This window comes from Rhizobium sp. PK7-22 (assembly GCF_056530405.1).
Genome location: NZ_CP096514.1, coordinates 3,222,011 through 3,245,339, shown reverse-complemented (window position 1 = coordinate 3,245,339; position 23,329 = coordinate 3,222,011). Strand labels below are relative to the sequence as shown.

23 protein-coding genes and 2 pseudogenes are annotated in these 23,329 nt (G+C 63.5%); 12 read left to right on the top strand and 13 right to left on the bottom strand.

Annotation, left to right across the window (positions count from 1 at the left end):
* Window positions 1–10: 10 nt before the first annotated feature.
* From M1E10_RS20680 to ureG, 10 genes and pseudogenes are all read left to right on the top strand, one after another.
* Complete coding sequence (locus M1E10_RS20680) at window positions 11–1,132, top strand: CE1 family esterase (protein WP_499174671.1); 1,122 nt, start codon at window positions 11–13, stop codon at window positions 1,130–1,132.
* Window positions 1,066–1,893 carry an urease accessory protein UreD gene (locus tag M1E10_RS20675; protein ID WP_499174670.1) on the top strand — a complete coding sequence of 276 codons (828 nt, stop codon included), beginning with the start codon at window positions 1,066–1,068 and terminating at the stop codon, window positions 1,891–1,893. The genes M1E10_RS20680 and M1E10_RS20675 overlap by 67 nt, the downstream gene beginning before the upstream one ends.
* Before the next feature lie 15 nt (window positions 1,894–1,908).
* Entirely contained in the window at window positions 1,909–2,211 is a 303-nt protein-coding gene (locus tag M1E10_RS20670; protein WP_499174669.1) for an urease subunit gamma, read from the top strand.
* A gap of 19 nt (window positions 2,212–2,230) precedes the next feature.
* Window positions 2,231–2,536 carry an urease subunit beta gene (locus tag M1E10_RS20665; RefSeq protein WP_499174668.1) on the top strand — a complete coding sequence of 102 codons (306 nt, stop codon included), beginning with the start codon at window positions 2,231–2,233 and terminating at the stop codon, window positions 2,534–2,536.
* A gap of 8 nt (window positions 2,537–2,544) precedes the next feature.
* Window positions 2,545–2,943, top strand: coding sequence for a lysozyme inhibitor LprI family protein (locus M1E10_RS20660; protein ID WP_499174667.1), 399 nt, complete (start codon window positions 2,545–2,547; stop codon window positions 2,941–2,943).
* Window positions 2,944–2,992: 49 nt separating this feature from the next.
* A complete protein-coding gene (ureC, locus tag M1E10_RS20655; RefSeq protein WP_499174666.1) occupies window positions 2,993–4,699 on the top strand; it encodes an urease subunit alpha in 1,707 nt (568 codons plus the stop codon).
* A gap of 28 nt (window positions 4,700–4,727) precedes the next feature.
* A pseudogene (locus M1E10_RS20650) lies at window positions 4,728–5,396 on the top strand (TIGR02117 family protein); the annotation flags it as partial.
* A gap of 15 nt (window positions 5,397–5,411) precedes the next feature.
* A complete protein-coding gene (gene ureE / locus M1E10_RS20645) occupies window positions 5,412–5,873 on the top strand; it encodes an urease accessory protein UreE (protein ID WP_499177245.1) in 462 nt (153 codons plus the stop codon).
* A gap of 5 nt (window positions 5,874–5,878) precedes the next feature.
* Window positions 5,879–6,550, top strand: coding sequence for an urease accessory protein UreF (locus M1E10_RS20640; RefSeq protein ID WP_499174665.1), 672 nt, complete (start codon window positions 5,879–5,881; stop codon window positions 6,548–6,550).
* A 32-nt stretch (window positions 6,551–6,582) separates the two neighbouring features.
* Window positions 6,583–7,194 (top strand): urease accessory protein UreG, encoded by a 612-nt coding sequence (gene ureG, locus M1E10_RS20635; protein ID WP_499174664.1) that lies wholly within the window; start codon window positions 6,583–6,585, stop codon window positions 7,192–7,194.
* Window positions 7,195–7,203: 9 nt separating this feature from the next.
* On the opposite strand, the pseudogene M1E10_RS20630 reads toward ureG, so the two are convergent.
* The 8 genes and pseudogenes from M1E10_RS20630 to M1E10_RS20595 form a co-directional block, all read right to left on the bottom strand.
* Window positions 7,204–7,886: pseudogene (locus M1E10_RS20630) on the bottom strand (Crp/Fnr family transcriptional regulator).
* Between the two features lie 180 nt (window positions 7,887–8,066).
* Window positions 8,067–11,399, bottom strand: a complete 3,333-nt coding sequence (locus M1E10_RS20625; RefSeq protein ID WP_499174663.1) for an efflux RND transporter permease subunit — start codon at window positions 11,397–11,399, stop codon at window positions 8,067–8,069.
* A 13-nt stretch (window positions 11,400–11,412) separates the two neighbouring features.
* Window positions 11,413–12,594 (bottom strand): efflux RND transporter periplasmic adaptor subunit, encoded by a 1,182-nt coding sequence (locus M1E10_RS20620; RefSeq protein WP_499174662.1) that lies wholly within the window; start codon window positions 12,592–12,594, stop codon window positions 11,413–11,415.
* Window positions 12,595–12,869: 275 nt separating this feature from the next.
* A complete protein-coding gene (locus tag M1E10_RS20615; protein WP_499174661.1) occupies window positions 12,870–13,841 on the bottom strand; it encodes an ABC transporter substrate-binding protein in 972 nt (323 codons plus the stop codon).
* Between the two features lie 61 nt (window positions 13,842–13,902).
* Window positions 13,903–15,030: an ABC transporter permease gene (locus M1E10_RS20610; protein WP_499174660.1), complete on the bottom strand. Its 1,128-nt coding sequence runs from the start codon at window positions 15,028–15,030 to the stop codon at window positions 13,903–13,905.
* Window positions 15,027–15,911: an ABC transporter permease gene (locus tag M1E10_RS20605; protein ID WP_499174659.1), complete on the bottom strand. Its 885-nt coding sequence runs from the start codon at window positions 15,909–15,911 to the stop codon at window positions 15,027–15,029. The genes M1E10_RS20610 and M1E10_RS20605 overlap by 4 nt, the downstream gene beginning before the upstream one ends.
* Window positions 15,908–16,288 carry an endonuclease domain-containing protein gene (locus M1E10_RS20600; protein WP_499174658.1) on the bottom strand — a complete coding sequence of 127 codons (381 nt, stop codon included), beginning with the start codon at window positions 16,286–16,288 and terminating at the stop codon, window positions 15,908–15,910. The genes M1E10_RS20605 and M1E10_RS20600 overlap by 4 nt, the downstream gene beginning before the upstream one ends.
* Before the next feature lie 220 nt (window positions 16,289–16,508).
* Complete coding sequence (locus tag M1E10_RS20595; protein WP_499174657.1) at window positions 16,509–17,300, bottom strand: ABC transporter ATP-binding protein; 792 nt, start codon at window positions 17,298–17,300, stop codon at window positions 16,509–16,511.
* 124 nt (window positions 17,301–17,424) lie between these two features.
* On the opposite strand from M1E10_RS20595, the gene M1E10_RS20590 reads away from it, so the two are divergent.
* A complete protein-coding gene (locus tag M1E10_RS20590; RefSeq protein WP_499174656.1) occupies window positions 17,425–17,838 on the top strand; it encodes a cupin domain-containing protein in 414 nt (137 codons plus the stop codon).
* A 590-nt stretch (window positions 17,839–18,428) separates the two neighbouring features.
* On the opposite strand, the gene hydA is transcribed toward M1E10_RS20590, so the two are convergent.
* The 5 genes from hydA to M1E10_RS20565 all read right to left on the bottom strand — a co-directional run bounded on the left by hydA (window position 18,429) and on the right by M1E10_RS20565 (window position 22,423).
* Window positions 18,429–19,883, bottom strand: a complete 1,455-nt coding sequence (hydA, locus tag M1E10_RS20585; protein WP_499174655.1) for a dihydropyrimidinase — start codon at window positions 19,881–19,883, stop codon at window positions 18,429–18,431.
* Entirely contained in the window at window positions 19,880–20,524 is a 645-nt protein-coding gene (locus M1E10_RS20580) for an endonuclease domain-containing protein (protein ID WP_499174654.1), read from the bottom strand. The genes hydA and M1E10_RS20580 overlap by 4 nt, the downstream gene beginning before the upstream one ends.
* Before the next feature lie 63 nt (window positions 20,525–20,587).
* Window positions 20,588–20,815: a hypothetical protein gene (locus tag M1E10_RS20575; RefSeq protein ID WP_499174653.1), complete on the bottom strand. Its 228-nt coding sequence runs from the start codon at window positions 20,813–20,815 to the stop codon at window positions 20,588–20,590.
* Window positions 20,816–20,916: 101 nt separating this feature from the next.
* A complete protein-coding gene (locus M1E10_RS20570) occupies window positions 20,917–21,120 on the bottom strand; it encodes a hypothetical protein (protein WP_499174652.1) in 204 nt (67 codons plus the stop codon).
* A 49-nt stretch (window positions 21,121–21,169) separates the two neighbouring features.
* Window positions 21,170–22,423 carry a Zn-dependent hydrolase gene (locus M1E10_RS20565; protein ID WP_499174651.1) on the bottom strand — a complete coding sequence of 418 codons (1,254 nt, stop codon included), beginning with the start codon at window positions 22,421–22,423 and terminating at the stop codon, window positions 21,170–21,172.
* Between the two features lie 254 nt (window positions 22,424–22,677).
* On the opposite strand from M1E10_RS20565, the gene M1E10_RS20560 reads away from it, so the two are divergent.
* Window positions 22,678–23,322, top strand: coding sequence for a TetR family transcriptional regulator C-terminal domain-containing protein (locus M1E10_RS20560; protein WP_499174650.1), 645 nt, complete (start codon window positions 22,678–22,680; stop codon window positions 23,320–23,322).
* Window positions 23,323–23,329: the final 7 nt, after the last annotated feature.

Here is a 23,329-nt window from a genome sequence, read left to right as displayed (position 1 = left end):
GGCCTTTTTCTTGGGCGCTTCCGGGGCGGCACTGGCTGCAGGCTGCGGCCAGCCGCTGGAGCCCGGGCGTCACGAGTTCAGCGTCCAATCCACGGATGAAATGCGGTCGGGCGTCTACTTCGTGCCATCGTCCTACACCGGTACGAAGAAGCTGCCAGTGGTCTTCGATTTCCACGGCAGCGACAGCAATCCGAACGGGCAGCTGAACCGGAGCTCCTGGGACAAGGTGGCTGAAAAGAACGGCTTCGTGGTCGTGGCGTTGCAGGGCAGCCTGCGCGGCAAATTCGAAGGCACCCATGCCTGGAACGTCCCGCTTGTCACGCAGGTCGAAGGCGGCCTCGACGAGGTTGGTTTCATCACCTCCGCGCTTACGAAGGTGAAGCAGGAGTTTTGCATAGATGCTGACCGCATCTATGCTTCCGGCTATTCCGGTGGCGGGCGCATGCTTTCCCATTACATCTGCAGCGGTCACGGTGATTTTGCCGCCGCCGGTTTCGTGCATTCTCTGCGGGCCGGCGCGCCTGTCGAGGTTGACGGCAAATGGGGTCCTGGCAGCTGTTCGCCGGCCCGTCCGATCTCGATCATGGCGTTCGCCGGCGAGAAGGATACCTCCAACCCCTATGCAGGCGGCGGTAAGGCCTATTGGCAGTATGGTTTCAAGACGGCCGTGCAGCGCTGGAGCGAACTTGCAGGTTGTAACGGCGGCGCCAAGGTCGAGAGCGCCGACGGCGTCAGCTACGGCATCTACGACACCTGCAAGAACGGCGCGCGCATCGCGTCCTACGTGTTTGCGAACGGCACACACGACTGGCCGAAGCCCAGCGCTACGGATGCCGCGATGGCAGCCAATGCCGATGCGCAGGCCGGTATCGTCAAGGTTGCTGCCGCCAAGAAGCCTTCGTTCAATCCAAGTGTTGATCCTGCCTCCCGGATGTGGGACTTCTTCCAGAAGGCCGACAGGTCGGACATGGTCGCCACGGTTGCGCCCGCCGCAGCCAAGGTCAACGCGCCCTGCACGGCCGCCGCAACGGGCGCGCTGGGCGGCGCCGATCCACAGGGGACGACGTGCAGCAGCAAAGAGCAGTCAATCCAGGCGCGCCGCAGCGGGCAAGGGGCAAAGGGCGCCTTGTAACGAAGCTCTTCAACGGGCGCACGCGACTCTCCGAGTTCTATCAGGAGGGTTGCGCCAAGATCCGCTTGCCCGAGACCTTTTCGCCCGCGATGGAGGCGATCCTCATCAATACGTCAGGGGGACTGACTGGCGGCGACGTGATCGAATGGTCCGTTGCCGCCTCCGATTCCACCCGGCTGACGGTGACCACCCAGGCGAACGAGAAGGTCTACAAGGCTTCCGCCGATACAGCCTCTCTGAGCACCCGGATCACCGTCGGCCCTCAGGCTGCCGTGCACTGGATGCCGCAGGAAACCATCCTCTTCGACCAGTCGGCGCTCAGCCGCCGCCTCGACGTGGATCTCCAGGAGACCTCCGAATTCCTGGCGGTCGAGGCCGTGCTGATGGGCCGCCAGGCCATGGGCGAGACGCTCAACCGCGGCCTCTTCCGCGACCGCTGGCGGGTCCGGCGCGGCGGAGACCTGATCCACGCCGAGGACATGCGACTTGGTGGCGAGATCGACCGTCTGTCGGCGTTGCCGGCGACGCTCTGCGGCCAGTCCGCGTTCGCGACGCTTCTCTACATCGGACCCATGGCCGAGGTCCTGCTGCCGAGGGTACGCGAGAGCCTCGGCAGTGCAGTCGGCGGGGCCAGCCATTGGCAGGGGAAGCTCGTGGTGCGGCTCGTGGCCTCCAGCGGCTACGAGCTCAGAAAACTGCTGGTACCGGCAATTGCCGTATTGCGTAATGGTGCTGCGGTGCCGAAGGTCTGGCACATCTGATTTTATGGGACGAACATGAACCTCACGCCGAGAGAAAAAGACAAGCTGCTGATCTCCATGGCTGCCGTGGTTGCGCGGCGCAGGCTGGAGCGGGGCGTCAAGCTCAATCATCCGGAGGCGATCGCGCTGATCACCGACTACGTGGTGGAAGGTGCGCGCGACGGCCGCTCGGTCGCCGACCTGATGGAGGCTGGCGCCCATGTGATCACCCGCGACCAGGTGATGGAGGGCATCGCCGAGATGATCCACGACGTGCAGGTGGAAGCTACGTTCCCGGACGGGACGAAGCTCGTCACCGTCCATGAACCGATACGTTAAGAGACTGGGAGATCGATTCATGATTCCGGGCGAAGTGATTGCCGCAGCAGGCGAAATTGAACTGAATGTCGGTCGGCCGACGGTTCTGATCGAGGTCGCCAACACCGGCGACCGGCCGATCCAGGTCGGCAGCCACTACCATTTCTTCGAGACCAACGAGGGACTGGCCTTTGAGCGGGACATGGCGCGCGGCATGCGCCTCGACATTCCGGCGGGCACCGCTGTCCGCTTCGAGCCGGGGCAGACACGGCAGGTGACGCTGATCCCGTATGGCGGCGACCGCCGGGTCTACGGCTTCCAGCAGAAGATCATGGGTGCGCTATGAGATCGTTGATGATCGTTGCGAGTGTTTCTCTTTTTTCTTTCGCCGCCCATGCTCAAGACCAGCCCGATGTCGACTGCAACACTGCCATTACTCAGATGGAGATGACGTATTGCGCCCAGCTGGAATTCGGGGATGCCGACGAGCTTCTCAATGCGCAGTACAAATCAACCCGAGACGTCATGAGAAAATGGGACGCGGATTCCATTGATGAGCTGAACGGCGCGGAAGACGCGCTCCTAACGGCACAACGCGCGTGGGTCACCTTCCGCGATGCTCATTGCGCATCGGTCGGTTATCAGGCGCATGGTGGAACGATGGAGCCGATGCTCATCTACGGCTGCCAAGCGGAGCTGACGCGCGCACGAACCGACGAGCTGAAGCAGTTGGCGGATTCAATGGTCAACTAGACCTTCGCCTGGCCTGCCTCGACCAAGTGATTTCAGAAGGTATCATCCCATGCCCCACAAGATGTCCCGCGCCAGCTATGCCTCGATGTTCGGCCCGACCGTCGGCGACAAGGTCAGGCTTGCCGATACGGAGCTCTTCATCGAGGTGGAGAAGGATTTCACCACCTATGGCGAAGAGGTGAAGTTCGGCGGCGGCAAGGTCATTCGTGACGGCATGGGACAGAGCCAGGCGACCCGCGCCGAGGGCGCCGTGGACACCGTCATCACCAATGCGCTCATCGTCGACCACACCGGCATCTACAAGGCCGACGTCGGCCTCAAGGACGGCCGCATCCATGCGATCGGCAAGGCGGGCAATCCGGACACGCAGCCGGGCGTGACGATCATCGTCGGCCCCTCGACGGAGGCAATTGCTGGCGAGGGCAAGATCCTAACGGCCGGCGGCATGGACGCGCATATACACTACATCTGCCCGCAGCAGATCGAGGAAGCGCTGATGAGCGGGATCACCTGCATGCTGGGCGGCGGTTCCGGCCCGGCACACGGCACGCTTGCCACCACCTGCACCGGCGCCTGGCACATCGAGCGGATGATCGAGAGCTTCGACGGCTTCCCGATGAACCTGGCGCTTGCCGGCAAGGGCAATGCCTCGCTGCCGGCACCGCTGGAGGAGATGATCCTCGCGGGCGCCTCGTCGCTGAAGCTGCACGAGGACTGGGGCACGACGCCCGCCGCCATCGACAACTGCCTCACCGTCGCCGACGAATACGACGTCCAGGTGATGATCCACACGGACACGCTGAACGAGTCCGGCTTCGTGGAAAACACGGTGGCCGCCATCAAGGGCCGCACCATCCATGCCTTCCACACGGAAGGGGCGGGTGGCGGTCATGCGCCCGACATCATCAAGGTCTGCGGCCTGCCCAACGTCATCCCGTCGTCCACCAATCCGACGCGGCCCTATACGATCAACACGTTGGCCGAACATCTTGACATGCTGATGGTCTGCCATCACCTGTCGCCGTCTATCCCGGAAGACATCGCATTCGCCGAAAGCCGCATCCGCAAGGAAACGATTGCGGCCGAAGACATCCTGCACGACCTCGGTGCCTTCTCGATCATCTCGTCGGACAGTCAGGCCATGGGCCGCGTCGGGGAAGTCGCGATCCGCACCTGGCAGACCGCCGACAAGATGAAGCGGCAGCGCGGCCGGCTGGCCGAGGAAAAGGGCGAGAACGACAACTTCCGCGTCCGCCGCTACATTGCCAAATACACGATCAATCCGGCCATCGCCCACGGGCTGTCCCACGAGATCGGCTCGGTGGAGGTCGGCAAGCGCGCCGATCTGGTGCTCTGGAACCCGGCCTTCTTCGGCGTCAAGCCGGAGATGATCCTGATGGGCGGCTCGATTGCGGCGGCACCCATGGGCGATCCGAACGCCTCGATCCCGACGCCGCAGCCGATGCACTATCGGCCCATGTTTGCCGCCTACGGCAAGCTCAGGACCACTTCCTCGGTCACCTTCGTCAGCCAGGCCTCGCTCGATGCCGGTCTAGCCAGGCGTCTTGGGGTCGCCAAGAAACTGATGGCGGTGAAGAACACGCGAAACATCTCCAAGGCATCGATGATCCACAATTCGCTGACGCCGCATATCGAGGTCGATCCGGAAACCTACGAGGTGCGCGCCGACGGCGAGCTTCTGACCTGCGAGCCGGCGACCGTGCTGCCGATGGCGCAGCGCTATTTCCTGTTCTGAGGTGGCGCCGGCCAACCGAGGCAATCGCATGACGAGGGTGCTGCGCCGGCTGCTGGCGGTGATGCTGGTCATCGTCGGCGCAGTCGCGGCCGGCGCCCTTATTCCGTTGCCGCTGTGGTCGCAGGAGACCGAACACAACGGTGGTGAGACGCGGCGGATCCTCGTCCTGTCCAATCCGATCCATACGGACATCGCCATTCCGCTCGACGCCGAGACGCGGGCGGGTTTTGCCTTTCTCGAGCGATCCGGCGTCCCTGTCGCGGAACCGGGCGCCAAATGGATGATCATCGGCTGGGGTGGACGCGCCTTTTATCTGGAGACGCCGACCTGGGCCGACCTGAAGCCCATGCCGGTGTTTCGCGCGCTGACTGTCGATAGTTCCGTTCTCCACGTGGACGTCACGGGGGAGCTGGATGAAGGGCATCCTGCCGTAACCGCGCTCGAAGTTGGAGCGGCGGAGTTCGAACAGTTGCAGGTGTTCATTCGCCAAAGCTTTGCGCAGCCGCCGGATGCCGTTGCGGCGATACCGGACGCGGGATATGGACCATACGACCGCTTCTTCGAGGCCAAGGGTTCCTTCAATGCGCTGATCGGCTGCAACACGTGGACGGCGCAGGCGCTGAGGGCGGCGGGCGTGCGCACCGGCCTCTGGAACCCCTTGCCGCAGACGCTTACCTTGTCGCTCAAGCTTTTCAACGGACCGGAGTTTCGGATGCAGTACATTCACACCCACCACAAGGCCGGCGTCATCACCGATCCGCCGGTCGACACGATCTCGCTGCCGCACGACCTGCGCCATCTGCGCCGGAAGGTGCTGCATCTGTCGAACGGCGAGATGGTGATGCTCGACCTGAAGGAGGCGGTGCTGTTTGCCGACGGCGACCGGCTGATCCTCGAGGACGGCAGCAATGTCGCCATCGCTGCCGCTCCCGAGAAGCTCTTCGAGATCAAGCCACGTGATCCGCTGCACCTGATCGAACTCGCCTGGCATCTCGGCAACCGGCATCTCTCGGCGCAGATCGAGGAGGGACGCATCCTGATCCTGCGCGACCATGTGATCCGGCAGATGCTGGAGGGCCTGGGCGCCACGGTCGCCGATGTCGAGGAGCCCTTCCAGCCGGCGCGCGGCGCCTATCACGCCCACGGCGGCCATGATCATCATGCGCATGGCTGACGGAAATGGGTGAGGGGCTTCGCACCCAGGCACTGCTCCGGCTGATGGCCTGGATGTCGCCAGCCTTTCCGATCGGCGGCTTTGCCTATTCCGGCGGGCTGGAGCGGGCGGTGCATGACCGGCTGGTGACGGATGCTGCCGGGCTGCAGGGCTGGATCGCCACGCTCCTGCACCACGGGGCGCTCTGGAACGACGCGGTGCTGTTCTCCCATGCCTGGCGCAGCCGTGAGAGCGAGGCGGACCTCAGCGAGGCCGCGGACCTCGGGCTGGCGCTGGCGGGCTCCGCAGAGCGGCATCTGGAGACGCTGTCGCTGGGGCGGGCCTTCGTCACCGCCGCGCGCGCCTGGCCCGATGCCGTCTTTGAGCGGCTGCCGGACGACCTGCCGTTTCCGGTGGCGGTCGGCAGCGTTGCCGGGGCCCACGCGGTGCCGGCAGAGGATGCGCTGGCGGCCTATCTGCATGCGGCCACATCCCAGATGATCTCGGCCGCCATCCGGCTCGGCATCTGCGGTCAAACGGACGGCGTGGCGGCCCTGGCGGCCCTGGAGCCTGAGATCGTCGCGGTGGCGTCGCATGCTGCCTCCACCACGCTCGACGACCTCGGCAGCTCCTGCATCCAGGCGGAGATCGCGGCACTTCGCCACGAGACACAGCATTGCAGGCTCTTCCGCTCCTGAGCGACGAGCCTTCGCAGATGAAAGGAAACACCATGAAATCCCAGAACGGTCCCTTGCGCGTCGGCATCGGCGGTCCGGTCGGCTCCGGCAAGACGGCGCTTACGGAAAAGCTCTGCAAGGCGATGCGCGACGCGTATTCGATCGCTGTCGTGACCAACGACATCTACACCCGCGAGGACGCCGAGGCGCTGGTGCGGATGCAGGCGCTGTCGTCGGACCGCATCGTCGGCGTGGAGACCGGCGGCTGCCCGCACACTGCCATCCGCGAGGATGCAACGATCAACCTGCAGGCGATCGCGGGTCTCAACGAACGCTTCCCGGATCTCGACATTGTCTTCATCGAATCGGGCGGCGACAATCTGGCGGCCACCTTTTCTCCGGATCTCGCCGACATCACCATCTATGTGATTTCCACCTGCCAGGGCGAGGAGATCCCGAGGAAGGGCGGTCCAGGCATTACCCGTTCGGATCTGCTGGTGATCAACAAGAAGGATCTGGCTCCTTACGTCGATGTCGATCTCGACGTCATGGACCGCGACGCGCACCGGATGCGCGAGGCCAAGCCGCATCTCTTCACCGATTTGAAGCGCGGCGAGGGCGTCGACCATGTCGTCCGTTTCCTGAAGGAGAACGGCGGCCTCTGAGGCCGCTCCCTAGATGTCCCGCAGCGCCTTGACGTCGCCGATCTGCACGACACGGCCGCGGACGGTGACGCCGATGCGGCGCAGCGACGAGAAGGCCCGCGACAGGGCCTCCGGCGCCAGACCCAGCATGCCGGCGAGCAGGTTTTTCTGGTAGGGCAGGCGGAGCGACGCGGGACCGCCGCCGACGGGGCAATTCTTCAGCAGGTATTCCGCGACCCGCTGCTGCGCCGTGTGCAGCCGGTCGTTGGCGACGCAGTCCATGGTCGTCAGCAGATGCTGCGAGAGGCAGGCCATGATCGCCTTGGCGATGTCGGCTCCTGCTCGGCAAGTGTCCGCACCGTGCGGATGTCGAAGCGGGCGAATGTCGTATTCTCGGCTGTCTGGGCGTTGAAGCGATAGGTGTCGTCGCCGAAGATCTGGCATTCGGCGAAGGTGTCGCCGGGGCCGCAGACGCGGATATCGGCCTCGCGTCCATCCCGGTTCAGGCGGTAGAGGCGCACGTAGCCGCCGAGCACGCAGTAGAAGTGATCGGCAGGCATTCCCTCCCGGAAGACCACATGGCGCGCTGGCAGGCTGCTGATCGTGGCGGCATTCAGCATTTTGAGGAGTGCTTCGTTGCTCAACGCAGACATGAACGGCGTGCGCACCAGGAGCGCCTTGTCGCGGCTGTTCACTTTGAGGCTCTTGTTCATCTGCACCGTCGGATCTTCCATCGTCACATCCGGTTGCTGGAGAGACCGGTGAAGAACGAAATCTAACAGCAGCAGCGGCGGAGCCTTTTGACTTCGATCAACTGTGGCGCCAGGAAGACGCGCATGAAAAAGGCCGGGACGTGCCCGGCCTTAGATGCTGTGGTGACGGTGGCGTGGTGCCTATTCCGCAGCCCAGGGCGTCAGCCTGAGGACGTTGGAGCCAGGCTCGGTCTTGTTGCGATCGTCGTTGGCGCCGTTCTGCTTCTCGATGGAGGCCACGCGCTCCTCAAGCGTTGCGATCGACTGCGACGCTTCCTGCGCGTGACGGCTCAGCACCTCGGAGGAGAATGCCGCATCTTCCTCTTCCTTCTTGCCGAACATGCCGCCGAAGATACGTGCGAGCAGGCGGGAGAGATCGTCCATGATCAGGAAGAAGGCCGGAACGACGACCAGCGAGAGCACGGTCGAGACGATGATGCCGCCGATCACCGCAATCGCCATGGGTGCGCGGAATGAGCCGCCTTCGCCGACGCCGAGCGCCGAGGGCAGCATGCCCGCGGACATGGCAATCGAGGTCATGATGATCGGACGGGCGCGCTTGCGGCCGGCTTCCACCATCGCGTGCACGCGTTCCATGCCGTGGCGGCGCATTTCGATGGCGAAGTCCACCAGCAGGATGGCGTTCTTGGTGACGATACCCATCAGCATCAGGATGCCGATCAGCACCGGCATGGAGAGCGAATTCTGCGTGATGATCAGCGCGATCGCGACGCCGCCGATAGCCAGCGGCAGCGAGAGCAGGATGGTGAACGGCTGGATCACGTCCTTGAAGAGCAGGATCAGCACGACCAGCACCAGCAGGAGGCCGAGCAGCATGGCGTTTGCAAAGCCCGCCGTCATCTCCGCCTGAACCTTGGCGTCGCCACTCTCGGCCAGCCGCACCGAAGGGGGAAGCTCCGTCTCGCTGACGATGCGCTTGAACTCCTCGGTGGAGGTGTCGAGAGCGGTGCCAAAGGGCACGTCGGAGCCGATCGAGACGACGCGGCTGCGGTCGTTGCGCTTGATCGAGCTCGGACCTTCCGCATAGTCGACGTCGGCAACGCTATAGAGCGGCACGGTCTCCCCGGTCGCGGTCTTGATCTGCAGGGCCCGGATCGCCGAGAGGTCGCGCCGGAAGTCGAGCGAGGCCTGGACGCGGATCGGGATCTGCCGGTCGTCGATCGACATCTTCGGCAGCTGCGAATCGACATCGCCGATGGTGGCGACGCGAATCGTTTCGGAGATCTGCTGAGGGGTGATCCCGAGGCGGGCAGCCTCATCCGTGCGCGGCCGGATCTGCAGCTCCGGACGGGGCAGGGCGCCTTCCGAGCTGACGTTGGCAAGGATCGGCGAAGCGCGAAGCTTCGATTCCAGCGTGCTGACGGCTTCGTTCAGGTCTTCCTCGTTGGAGGACAGGAAGTTGAAGCTGAGTTCGCGCTCGGCGCGGTCGTTGAGCTTGGAGATGCGCACGTCCGGGATGGACTGCAGCTTGGCCAGCAGTTCCCGCTCGATTTCCCACTGCGGGCGCGTGCGTCCGTGATCTGGAACCTTCGGGATCATGTCGCCGAGCAGCGGAATCGAGCCAAGCCCCTTGTTGACGAGCGTCTTGAACAGCGAGTGATCGATGTTGCCGAGGATGACGCGCACGGTGGCGCGGCGAAACTCGAGATCGCCCTTCGGCGAGGCGCCGCCCAGGATGAAGACCCCCTGGACGCCTTCGAGGTCCCGCGTTGCCTCGTAGATGCGATCGGTCGTCTCGGCCGTCTCGTCCAGCGTCGCGTTCGGCGGCAGTTCGACCGACAGTACGATACGCGAGGAGTCCTCCGGCGGAAGGAAGCTGCCGGGGACCTGAGCCAGAAGCGCAAGCGATCCCACGAGGAATGCGATTGCGCCGAGCAGCGTCGCATAGCGCATGTACCACTTCCTGGTGGTGCCGGTGACCATCCAGGTATAGGCCCGCATCAGCCGGCCATCGTTGTCCTGGTGGTCGTCCATGGCGTCTTCGGCGCGCATCCAGTAGGCCGCCATCAGCGGCGTGATGAGGCGCGCCACCAGCAGCGAGAAGACCACCGAGAAGGCGACGGTCAGGCCGAACTGGATGAAGTACTGGCCGGGGATGCCGGGCATGAAGGACACGGGAACGAAGACGGCGATGATCGTGAAGCTCGTCGCGATGACCGCCAGCCCGATCTCGTCGGCGGCTTCCAGGGCGGCGCGATAGGGCGTCTTGCCCATCTTGATGTGCCGCGCGATGTTCTCGACCTCGACGATCGCGTCGTCGACGAGAATGCCGGTGGCGAGCGTGAGCGCCAGGAAGCTGACGAGGTTCAGCGAGAACCCGAGCAGGTCCATGACCCAGAAGGTCGGAATTGCCGAAAGCGGCAGAGCGACGGCGGCAATGACGGTCGCGCGCCAGTTCTTCAGGAACAGCATGACCACGATGATGGCCAGCACCGCACCTTCGATCAGCGTGTGCAGCGCCGCCTCGTAGTTGCCGTAGGTGAAGTAGACGGAATCATCGACCATCTCGATGTTGACGTCCGGATAGGCGGTCCGAACGGTCGAGAGGCTTTCCTCGACGGTCTCTGCCACCGAGACTTCGCTGGCGCCCTTGGCGCGGAAGACGGCGAAGGTGACGGACGGGACGCCGTTGAAGCGCGAGAAGGACTTCTGCTCTTCGTAGGTGTCGTCGATGGTGCCGATTTCGGCCAGCCTGACGAAGCGTCCGCCAGAAAGCGCGATCGTCGTGTCGGCCAGTTGCTCCACCGTGCGGGCGTCGCCCAGCGTGCGGATCGTCTGCTCGTTGCCGGCCACCTGACCGCGGCCGGAGCCGAGGTCGACGTTGGTGCCGCGCAGCTGGTTGTTCACGTCGACGGCAGTGATGCCGTAGGCGTCGAGCTTGTCCGGGTTGAGGGCGATGCGGATTTCACGGTCGGCACCGCCGTAGCGGTCGATCCGGCCAATGCCGGGCTGGCCCTGCAGTTCGCGCTTGATGGTGTCGTCGACGAACCAGGACAGTTCCTCCAGCGTCATGTTGGGCGAGGAGACGGCAAAGGTCTGGATCGCCTGGCCCTCGACGTCGATCTTGGAGACGACCGGCTCCTCGGCGCTGGCCGGCAGGTCGCTGCGGATGCGGTCGATGGCGTCCTTGGTGTCCTGGACCGCCTCGTCGGTCGGCTTCTCGATGCGGAACATGACGACCGTCTGGGACTGGCCATCGACCACCGTCGAGGAGATCTCGTCGACGCCGCTGATCGAGGCGACAGCGTCCTCGACCTCTCGGGTGATCTGCATTTCCAGTTCGGCCGGCGAAGCGCCGCTTTGCACCACCGTGATCGACACCACCGGCACATCGATGTTCGGGAAACGGGTGATCGGCAGCGAATAGAAGGACTGTATGCCCATGAAGAGCAGCAATGCGAAACCGAGCAGGGGCGCAATCGGGTTGCGGATCGACCAGGCTGAGAAGTTCATCTTACGTCCTCGATCAATTCGATTCGGCGGCTTCTTTGAAGACCGGTGCGATCCGGTCCCCATCACGCACGAAGGCGCCTGCCTTCTCGACTACCACGTCGCCGGCCTCAAGACCGCTGACGACCTCCACGAACCCGCCGTCCTGGATGCCGATCTGGATGTCCACCTGCTTCACGACCCCATCTTCCACCTTGCGGGCGAAGGAGCCGTCGCGTCCCGTGGTAACGGCAGACAATGGCAAGGCGAGGGCCATCTTCTCGTCAATGATGATCTGCGCGCTGCCATACATGCCGGCGCGGACACCATTTCTCTCGTCGATATCGATGCGCACGTAGCCGAGGCGGCTGACTGCATCTACGGTCGGCGACACGAGACGGACCACACCCTCGATCGTCGTGGTGCCGCCGGCGATCGTCACGAGCGCCTTCTGGCCAGGCTCGACCTTCTGGATGTTGGTCTCCGAAAGATCGGCAACCAGTTCCAGCGCGCCGTCGCGGATCACCGTGAACAGGGGCTCTCCGGCGCCGCTTGCAATCGCGCCGACTTTGGCGTTCCTGGCTGAAACGACCCCGGCAACCGGTGTCTTGACGCTGGTGCGCGCGAGCCTCAGGTCGATGTCGGCAATCTGGCTGTCCACCACTTCGATGTCAGCCTCGCCGACGGCGACTGCCTGTTGCGCTGCCTGAAGCCGCGCTTCCGCAACCTCGGCGGCGGAGGTCGCCTGTTCGACCTGGGATGCCGTGCTGGTTCCGGACTGTTGAAGGCGGACGAGGCGGTCACGCTGGCGGATGGTGTCGTCGCGATTGGCCTCAGCCTCGATCACCTGCGCCCGGTACTGCGCCAATCCTGCCTCGGCTTTCGCCCTGTTTGCCTGCAGCTGACTCTTCTGCAGAACCAGCGTGTCGTCGTTAAGGGTCGCAAGTACCTCATCGGCGGCCACGGTATCGCCAGCCTCTACATTTAGAGCCCGAACGGAGAGGCCGTCGACCAGCGGCTGGACGTAGACCTCCTGCACCGGCTGGATTGTTCCGGTCGCGTTGACACGATCCACCAACGACTTTTGCACGGCCTCCGAGACCACGATGGCTGGCAGTGTCGGCTCACGCACTTCGGTTTCGTCCTGCGCCGATACGGGAGCTGCCGTCAGCATGGCAGCCGATATGACGGCGGCAAGAAGAGAAGACTTGCGAAGCATGCGACTAATCCAAATGAACTATGGGTTTATGAGGTCTGCGCCTTGCGACGAGCGGCTGATTGTGCCTCTCGAAGCTTGTATCAATGCACAGTTGGGAACCGGGCCATGCCGTTGCAAGACGGCTGCCGAAGTTTCAACGGTCACCGCTTTTGTACGTGTGCGAGGCGGACAAATCAATCCTGCGTGGGAGCGCGACGCATTCGTTCTGCTGATGACTTACGTAAAACGCGCAGCCGAAGCCGCGCGTTTCGTGGGTGTTTCAAGTATACAGTGTATCACTGCGCCGCCGCATCTGTGATCTCGGCCGTATAGGCGCCTGTCGGCTCAGTGGAGATGATTTTCTGGTCGAGAAGCGCATTGGTGGTACGCTCGTAGACTGTCGTGTCGAGCTTGCCCGTTGCATCGCCAATCAGCTTGGCGACTTCGCCCATCATCCGCACCTGGTGGTTCTCATCCTGGCCGCCGTTGTCCATGACGATCTCGGCCGCTTCTTCCGGGTTGGCGATGGCGTATTCCCAGCCCTTCATCGACGCGCGGACGAATTTCACCATGTTTTCCTTGAAAGCCGGGTCAGCGAGTTTGTCCTCCATGACGTAGAGGCCGTCCTCGAGCAGGTCGTTGCCCATCTCCGAGTAGTTGAAGACAGTCAGGTCTTCCGGCTTGAAGCCGGCATCGATCGCCTGCCAGTATTCGTTGTAGGTCATCACCGAAATGCAGTCGGCCTGCTTCTGGACGAGTGGCTGCACGTCAAAACTCTGCTTCAGGACGGTGACGCCATCGGCGCCGCCTTCGGTGGAGAGGCCGAGCTTGTTCATCCAGGCGAAGAAGGGGTACTCGTTGCCGAAGAACCAGACGCCGAGCGTGTGCCCCTTAAAATCCGCCTCTGTCTTGATCGGTCCGTCTTTCGGGCAGATCAGCTGCAGGCCGGACTTCTGGAACGGCTGGGCGATGTTGACGAGCGGCACACCCTTTTCGCGGGCGACCAGCGCGCCGCCCATCCAGGCGACGATGACGTCGGCACCGCCGCCGGCGATCACCTGTTCGGGCGCGATGTCGGGGCCGCCGGCCTTGATCTCGACCTCAAGGCCTTCCTCTTCGTAGAAGCCCTTGTCCTTGGCAACATAGTAGCCGGCGAACTGGGACTGGGCGACCCATTTCAGCTGGAGGACGATCTCGTCTGCCGCGGCCGTCTGCAGGGTGGCGAGCGATATCGCGCCCGCCATCATTGCCATGAAGATATTTCTCATCTTGTTATCCTTTCCCTCTGAGGTTTTGCCGCCGCCCGTCGTTGCAGGCGGCGGAACACGCCTAGCCACCACGGTTAGACGGATGCCAGAACGTCGTGGCCCGCTCTGCGAGCGCCAGGACGCCATAAAAGACCGATCCGATGACCGCCGCAACTGCGATCTCCGCCCAGACCATGTCGACATTCATGCGGCCGATCTCGGTGGAGATGCGAAAGCCCATGCCGACGATCGGCGTGCCGAAGAACTCGGCGACGATGGCGCCGATCAGGGCGAGCGTCGAGTTGATCTTCAGCGCATTGAAGACGAAGGGCATGGCGGCGGGCAGGCGCAGCTTGACCAGCGTCTGCCAGTAATCCGATGCATAGGAGCGCATCAGGTCGCGCTCCATGGCGCCGGCGGCGCTCAAGCCCGCGATGGTGTTCACCAGCATCGGGAAGAAGGTCATGACGATGACGACGGCGGCTTTCGACTGCCAGTCGAAGCCGAACCACATGACCATGATCGGTGCCACGCCGATGATCGGCAGGGCGGACATCAGGTTGGCGATCGGCAGCACGCCGCGCCGCAGGAAGGCGATCCGGTCTGCGAGGATTGCCATCACGAAACCTGCGGCGCAGCCGACGACATAGCCGAAGAGCACTGCCTTGAAGATCGTCTGGCGCACGTCGGCGGCGAGGATCGGAAGCGAATTGACGATCCTCTCCCCGATCGCCGAAGGCGGCGGCAGCAGGATGAAGGGGACGCCGGCGCCGCGCGTGACCGTTTCCCAGAGGATCAGGATCCAGGCGCCGAAGATCGCCGGGATGAGCAGGCGCAGAAAGGTCTCGGCCGCCCGGCCGTTCGGCTCGATCTCCGCCAGCACGGTGATGCAGCGCCAGCCGAGCAGCCAGCCCGCGGCGACGAGCAGGAAGAAGGCCCGGCTCGCATGGCCCTCGTTGCCGTCGATGCCGCCGATCAGCAGCCAGGCCGCGCCATGCGCAGCCACGAAGAGGACCGCGGCCATTGCCGCCAGTGGCATCCGCAGGAAAGAGGCGAGAGCGCCGCCGGCGATGAGCAGCAGAACGACGGTCGTGGCGCCTGACCCGACGGGGAGCGGTGCCTCGGCCCCGAGCAGCGGCAGCTGGGTCAGAGCGAGAAGACAGAGGAGGAGGGCGACGGCACCCTGCCAGGAGCGCAGGAGGAGGCTCATGCGGACTTTACTCCCATTCTCCGGTCGACCAGGCGCGACCCGATGCCTACGATCGTCACCAGCAGGGCGGCGAGCACGGAACCGGCGATCAGCGCCGCCCACATGTCGATCGTCTGGCTGTAGTAGGAGCCGGCCAGGAGCTTGGAGCCGATGCCGGCGACCGCGCCGGTCGGCAGTTCCGCGACGATGGCGCCGACGAGACTTGCCGCGACCGCAACCTTCATGGAGGTAAAGAGGAAGGGCATGGCGGCCGGCATCCTGAGCTTCCAGAAGGTCTGCCAGGGGCTGGCGCTATAGGTGCGCATCAGGTCGAGATGGATGAGGTCGGGCGAGCGCAGGCCCTTCACCATGCCGACGGCGACGGGGAAGAAGGAGAGGTAGGTGGAGATCAGCGCCTTGGGGATGAGCCCTGAAACGTTGATCGCCGAGAGCACCACCACCACCATCGGCGCGATCGCCAGGATCGGCACCGTCTGCGAGGCGATGATCCAGGGCATCAGGCTTCGGTCGAGCGCCTTCACATGGACGATTCCGACGGCGATCAGGATGCCGAGCAAGGTGCCCATGCCGAAGCCGGCAAGGGTCGAGGAGAGCGTCACCCAGGAATGGTAGACGAGGCTGCGGTTGCTCGTCACCTTGCGCAAAAAGGTGTTCTCGAAGACGTTCACCACCACCTGATGCGGCGCCGGCACGATGGGCTTGGGCTGCGCCAGCGTCTTGCCGATGAACTCCATGGTGGTCGAGGTGACATCGGCGCGGCGATCGAGATCGCGCTGGAAGGGGGCGTTCATCACGACGGCGGCGAGATACCAGACGGTGATGATGAGCGCGACGACGGTTAGGACGGGGATGGCGCGGGTCCTGAGGGGCTCGGTGGTCATGCCGGAACTCCCGTCAGGAAGGGGGCGGCATGGGTCTGGATCGTCACGAAGACGAAGTCCGGGCCGCTGAGCACCTGTTCGTTTTCAAAGCGGAGGACGGTGAAACCCTGGGCAGTCAGGAAAGCGTCCCGCCGTCTGTCGTGCCGGCGCCCCTGGTCCGTTTCATGCGTGTCCCCGTCAACCTCGACCACGATGCGGGCCGACAGCCAGGCGAAGTCGGCGATGTAGGGGCCGATCGGCGTCTCCCGTCGAAACCGGGCGCCATAGGGACGCAGATCGCGTAGCATGCTCCACATGGCAGTCTCCGCCTTGGTGAGTTCGCGGCGGAGGGTTTTCGCCCGGGTTCTCGTCTTGGGATCGATGTTGGAATGCGGCATGCCAATTCCTCCGTCGATAGAGAAGACCCCTCCCCAACCCCTCCCCACAAGGGGGAGGGGCTTAACCTGCCGTACCATCGCCTTCTCCAAATTAACGAGCGTGTTCTGCAAGTTAAGGAGCGTGCAGCATCTGATAGCTGCACTGTCTGTCGCAACGGGGCTGCGGATTAAGCCCCTCCCCCTTGTGGGGAGGGGTTGGGGAGGGGTCTTTTCAAACACACTATTCCTCATAGCTATGCCCCGCCCTCAAGCCCTCGCGCACCCGATGGGCGATCTCCAGGAATTCCGGCGTCTCGCGGATGTCGAGCGGGCGCTCCCGGGGAAGCGTGTTCTCGATCACGTCGGTCACCCGGCCCGGGCGCGGGCTCATCACCACGATCTTCGTCGAGAGGTAGACAGCCTCGGGGATCGAATGGGTGACGAAGCAGATGGTCTTCTGGGTCGCCGCCCAGAGTTTCAGGAGCTGTTCGTTCAGATGGTCGCGGACGATCTCGTCGAGCGCGCCGAAGGGCTCATCCATCAGCAGCAGGTCGGCGTCGAAGGCGAGTGCCCGGGCGATCGAGGCGCGCTGCTGCATGCCGCCCGAAAGCTGCCAGGGGTATTTCTTGCCGAAGCCGGACAGGTTGACGAGATCGAGCGTGCGCGCGACGCGCTCTGCCCGTTCGGCCGGCGAATGACCCATGATCTCCAGCGGCAGGGCGATATTCTTCTCGATCGTGCGCCACGGGTAGAGCGCCGGGGCCTGGAAGACATAGCCGTAGGCGCGCGCCTTGCGGGCCTCCTCCGGCGTCATGCCGTTGACGGTGATGTCGCCGGAGGTATTCTGTTCCAGGTAGGCGACGACGCGCAGGAAGGTGGTCTTGCCGCAGCCCGAAGGGCCGATGAAGGAGACGAAATCGCCCTTGGCCACCTCCAGGTCGACATCCGAGAGGGCATGCACCGGCCCATCACCGGTCTGGAAGGTGAGGCCGAGCTTGCGGGCGGAGACGACGGGCGAGGGGGAGGCTGTCATAGGGATTTGCCAGTGCTGTGTTCCAAGGATGCCGGGGCCGGCAAGCATGCTATGATCGGGACTTGCGGCATCAGGGGCCGATCGGGCCGGGCCGCATTGTGGCACAGGACGGAGGACGGATGACATGGACGCATCATCGAAGCCCACCTGCCGGATCGTCAAACCCGGCACGACCTATGACGGCAAGCAGGGGCTGAGCTATTTCGAGGGGATTGCCGCGGAGACGGTCGGCTCGACCGGCATCTGCATGCATCTCCTGACTATTCCACCCGGCGGCCGCGCCAAGGCGCATCTGCACCAGAGCCACGAGACGGCGATCTACATGCTGTCGGGCTCGGCCCACACCTGGTACGGCGACCGGCTGGAGCACCATGTCGTCGTGCATGCGGGCGAACTCTTCTACATTCCGCCCGGCGTGCCGCACCTGCCGGCCAACCTCTCCAACACGCCGTGTACGGCGATCATCGCGCGGACGGACCCCAACGAGCAGGAGAGCGTCGTGCTGCTGCCGGAGCTGGACGGACTGGTGGAGATTTGAACGCATGGTCGCGACTCCATTTTCACCCCCATGTTTAGTGCGCTCCAGCACTAGAAGGTGCCCTTGAGTGAACTGGGGTAGCCAAAGTTCGAAGCCAACGGACGCAGCGCCCAATGGTAGCCTTTACCGCTACCTGGAGTTAGTACTTTGTAAAAATAGGATCGTAAACGTGGCTGCGAGTGTGGTACTCGTATTGTCTATTAAAGAGAGGAGAAGTGCCGTAGATCTCCCAGAATTTCCAAAGCAGATCAGATTCAGCGTCACGGTGCACGTTACTCACACCCCTGGCTGATGGTCTGCAATGCCTTACTTCTATATTCAGATTCGGGATGTATTTTCCTAGGTCTGCTATCCATTTTTTCATGTGATCCCGTAGTCTATTTCCTACGTTCCCTTCTCCAATATAAAGAACAGGCGAGGATTTCTTGTCGTACGCTATGGAGAAAGGGCGAACGGTACGGATTACGTAAACTGACTTGTCCGAGAGGCTATATTTCAGTTCCCTCAGCCATTCGTTGAATTCTTCTCTTCCCTCTGCAGCGTCTAAAGACGTTCTAAAAGATTGCCATTCTGTTGAGACTTTAGCCATTTCACACCCCGCTCGCCGGTATGCCTGAGCGCTCAACCCTGCGCGGCGCCGTCACTTCCTTCCAGGTAGAGAGCGCCTTGTTGACGGCCGGGAAAGGCTCGCGGCTGACGAACTGGCCGTGGCCCTCTTCCGTCTTCACCGCGCCGTCCTCGATGGCCACCTTGCCGCGGGTCAGCGTGTAGCGCGGCAGGCCCTTCACCTGCTTGCCCTCGAAGACGTTGTAGTCGATCGCCGATTGCTGGGTGCCCGCCGTGATGGTCTTTTCCTTCGCCGGGTCCCAGACGACGATATCGGCATCGGCGCCGACGAGAATGGCGCCCTTCCTCGGGTAGACGTTGAGGATCTTGGCGATATTGGTGGAGGTCACCGCGACGAATTCGTTCATGGTGATGCGACCGGTGGCGACGCCATGGGTCCAGAGCATCGGCATGCGGTCTTCCAATCCGCCGGTGCCGTTCGGGATCTTGCGGAAATCGCCGACGCCAGTGCGTTTCTGGTCTGTGGTAAAGGCGCAGTGGTCGGTCGCCACCACCTGCAGCGAGCCGGACGCGAGGCCTGCCCAGAGCGAGTCCTGGTGGGTCTTGTTGCGGAAGGGCGGGCTCATCACCCGGCGGGCGGAATGGTCCCAGTCCTTGTCGAAATACTCGCTCTCGTCGAGCGTCAGGTGCTGGATCAGCGGCTCGCCATACACGCGCATGCCGTTGCTCCGGGCGCGGCGGATGGCTTCATGGGCCTGTTCGCAGGAGGTGTGGACGACATAGAGCGGCGCGCCGGCCATGTCGGCGATGATGATCGCCCGGTTGGTGGCTTCGCCTTCGACGGAGGCGGGCCTCGAATAGGCATGCGCCTCGGGACCGTCGTTGCCGGCATCCATCAGCTTCTGCTGCATGGCGGCAACGACATCGCCGTTTTCCGCATGGACGAGCGGCAGCGCGCCGAGTTCGGCACAGCGCGAGAACGAGGCGAACATCTCGTCGTCGTTGACCATCAGCGCGCCCTTGTAGGCCATGAAGTGCTTGAAGGTGTTAATGCCCTTCTCCTGGACGACGGTCTTCATCTCGTCAAAAACCTGCTCGCCCCACCAGGTCACCGCCATGTGGAAGGAATAGTCGCAGTTGGCGCGGGTCGCCTTGTTGTCCCAGCGCTTCAGCGCGTCGAGCAGCGACTGGCCGGGATCGGGCAGGCAGAAGTCCACCACCATGGTGGTGCCGCCGGCAAGCGCCGCACGCGTGCCGCTCTCGAAGTCGTCGGCGGAATAGGTGCCCATGAAGGGCATTTCGAGATGCACATGCGGATCGATGCCGCCCGGCATGACGTAGCAGCCGGAGGCATCCAGCACGGTGTCGCCAGAGAGGTCCGGCCCGATCTCGACGATCCTGCCGCCGTCGACCTTGACGTCGGCCTTGTAGGTCAGGTCGGCGGTGACGATGGTGCCGTTTTTGATGACTGTGGTCATGGGTCCCGTTCCCCTGTCGTTTCGAGTGCTGCAAGATCTGAGGGATAAAAGCGGGCGATGTCGCACCGCTCTGTCAGTTGGCCATGCAATGCGGCGAGGATGGTCTCCAGCACGGCCTGCCGTTCGCGCGTGATCTCATGGTTCCAGAAGCGCAAAAGGGAGTAGCGGTTGGCGTTCAGCCAGCGGGTGCGGGCCTCGTCATAGAGATTTTCGGAATGCTGGGAGCCGTCAGCTTCAACGACAAGCCGGTTTTCACGGCAGAGAAAATCGACGATATACGGTCCCAGCGGGATCTGCCGGGAGAACTTGAAGCCGTTCAGGCGGCGACTGCGAAGGTCACTCCACAAGCGATACTCTTCCTCGGTCTCTTCCCGGCGGAGCTTGCGGGCCTGCAGTGTCTTTCCCGGTCGTCGCTTGGTGATGTCGTCACGTTGCATCGCGTACACCCCCTCATCCGACCCTTCGGGCCACCTTCTCCCCGTGGGGGAGAAGGTGGTGCTTGCAGCACCGTTTCCGCTACTTCCGAAACGTTGCCCTATGCGGCAGAGTTGAATTGCTGCGCGTGATGAGTGCTCCCTCTTCTCCCCAGCGGGGAGAAGGTGGCCCGAAGGGCCGGATGAGGGGGGCTTCACCTGCATCATCACCTGCCCACAATCTCCGCCGTCTCCACCACCGCAGGGGACAACAGGTCGTCCCTGCAGGGCTTATACTTCGACGAGATCGAGGCGCTTTTCGATGCGTGTAAGTCGCTCGTCGACACGGTCCAAGCGTTTGGAAATGCTGGCGTACTGGGCTGTGATGCCGCCGATCTGATATTCGACCAGTCCCAGCCGTTCCTTGGTCTCAAGGTGGTACTGCGTGTGCAGGGACAGCGTTTCCTGCATGCGCTTGAGTGTTTCGTAGATGAGCTCGTTGGTGACCTTGTCCGACATCGCGACATCCTCTCGACGCCGGAATATAGCGGTTGCGCCCTCACTCGACAATCTCCGCCGTCTCCACCACCGCAGGGGACAACCCGTCGTCCCTGCAGGGCTTATACTTCGACGAGATCGAGGCGCTTTTCGATGCGCAGGACGCGAAGGTCCAATCGATCAAGCCTGGTCGAGATGCTGGCGTATTGCTGCTCAAGAAAGCCGAGCCGCTCCTTGATCTCCAGGAGGTCGTCCGAATGCTTTTCTTGAGTCGCGCGGATTGCACGCAGCATCTCAAGGACAAGGTTCTCTGTGGATGGCGACATGGCTCGCTCTCCGCGGCTGCGCTATGGGCCGAATATAACGCGATCACGCTCACCCCACAATCTCCGCCGTCTCCACCACCGCGTGGAACAGCACGTCGGCGCCCGCCGCTGCCCATTCCCTGGAGATCTCCTCCGCCTCGTTGTGGGACAGGCCGTCGACGCAGGGGCACATGATCATGGTGGAGGGTGCCACACGGGCGGCCCAGCAGGCGTCGTGGCCGGCGCCGGAGATCAGGTTCATGTGGCTATAGCCCAGCCGTTCGGCGGCCTCGCGCACCCGACCGACGAGCACCGGGTCGAAGGTCACGGGGTCGAAATGCCCGACGGCCTCGACGGAACAGCCGACGCCGAGCGCGGCGCAGATCTCCGCCGCCTGCGCTTCGATCCTCGCCCGCATGCGGTCGAGCTTGTCCTGGCTCGGCGTGCGGATGTCGACGGTGAAGACCACCTTGCCCGGCAGGACGTTGCGGGAATTGGGCGAGAAGAACACCTGGCCGACGCCGCCGACGGCGCCCGGCTGTTCGGCCATCGCCACCGCATGGACCATCTCCAGGATGCGGCCCATGGCAAGGCCGGCGTTGACGCGCAGGGTCATCGGCGTGGAGCCGGTATGGGCCTCCTTGCCTGTCAGTGTGAATTCCAGCCACCAGAGGCCCTGGCAGTGGGTGACGACGCCGATCTGCTTTTCTTCCGCCTCAAGGATCGGGCCCTGCTCGATGTGGTATTCGAAATAGGCGTGCATCTGCCGAGCGCCGACTTCTTCCTCGCCGAGCCAGCCGATGCGCTTAAGCTCGTCGCCGAAGGTCTTGCCCTCGGGGTCCTTGCGGGCATAGGCATAGTCGAGATCATGGACGCCGGCGAAGACGCCGGAGGCGAGCATGGCCGGCGCGAAGCGGGCGCCTTCCTCGTTGGTCCAGTTGACGACGGTAATCGGGTGCTTCGTCTCGATCCCGAGATCGTTCATCGTGCGCACGACCTCGAGGCCGGCAAGCACGCCGAGAACGCCGTCGTATTTGCCGCCGGTCGGCTGGGTGTCGAGATGCGAGCCGATGAAGACCGGCAGGGCCTCGGGATCGGTGCCGGGGCGGGTGGCAAACATCGTGCCCATCTTGTCGACGCCCATCGTCAGGCCGGCCTCGTCGCACCAGGCCTTGAAGAGATCGCGGCCCTCCGCATCCGCATCCGTGAGCGTCTGGCGATTGTTGCCGCCAGCGATACCGGGGCCGATCTTTGCCATCTCCATCAGCATGTCCCACAGCCTGTCGCCGTTGATGCGCAGGTTCTCTCCGGGTGCTGCCACCATGAGCTCAGTCCTCACCTGTTCTGTGACCGCATTGTCGCGGCCGTGCTGTTCCCGTCGGTCCGTTCCTGCCGTTGGTCGGCAGTGAAACTCAGCATTGCCTTTGTTGGACTTGTCGCTGATAATTTGACCGGTTGGTAAAACATTACAATTTCCGCGCCGCCACTCAAGACGAAAATCACGAAAGTCACCGGCAGATTTGCGACGGGCTTTCGCGAGTTCCAAGTTGTGCCGGGGCGGAAAGAGCAGGCGAGGGCATGACAGAACCACGGGCGGCGAAGACACAGCGGCGAACGCGGATCCAGGAGGAGAAGGAGGAGCGCATTCTGGATGCTGCCCTCGACGTTTTTTCCTCAAGCGGTTTTCGCGGCTCGACCATCGACCAGATCGCCGAGGCGGCCGGCATGTCGAAGCCAAACCTGCTCTACTACTTCCGTACCAAGGAGGCGATTCACCGGCTGCTCCTGGAGCGGATGCTGTTCACCTGGCTCGAGCCGCTGAAGGCCTTCGATGCGGACGGCGACCCGGAATCGGAGATCCGCTCCTATATCCGCCGAAAGCTGGAGATGTCGCGGGATTTCCCGCGCGAGAGCCGGCTCTTTGCCAACGAGGTGCTGCAGGGCGCGCCGCATATCGAGGACGAGATCAACGGACCGCTGAAGGCTCTCGTCGACGAGAAGGCGGAGGTCATCCGCACGTGGATCAAGGCGGGCAAACTTGCCCGATGCGATCCCTATCACCTGATCTTCTCGATCTGGGCAACCACACAGCATTATGCCGATTTCGACGTGCAGGTGCGCGCCGTGCTGGGCGAGAACCGGGCCGGCGAGGGGCGCTTCGAGGATGCGGCGCGCTTCCTGGAGCAGCTGTTCATGCGCGGGCTTGGGATCAACGCCGCCTGAGCGGCTT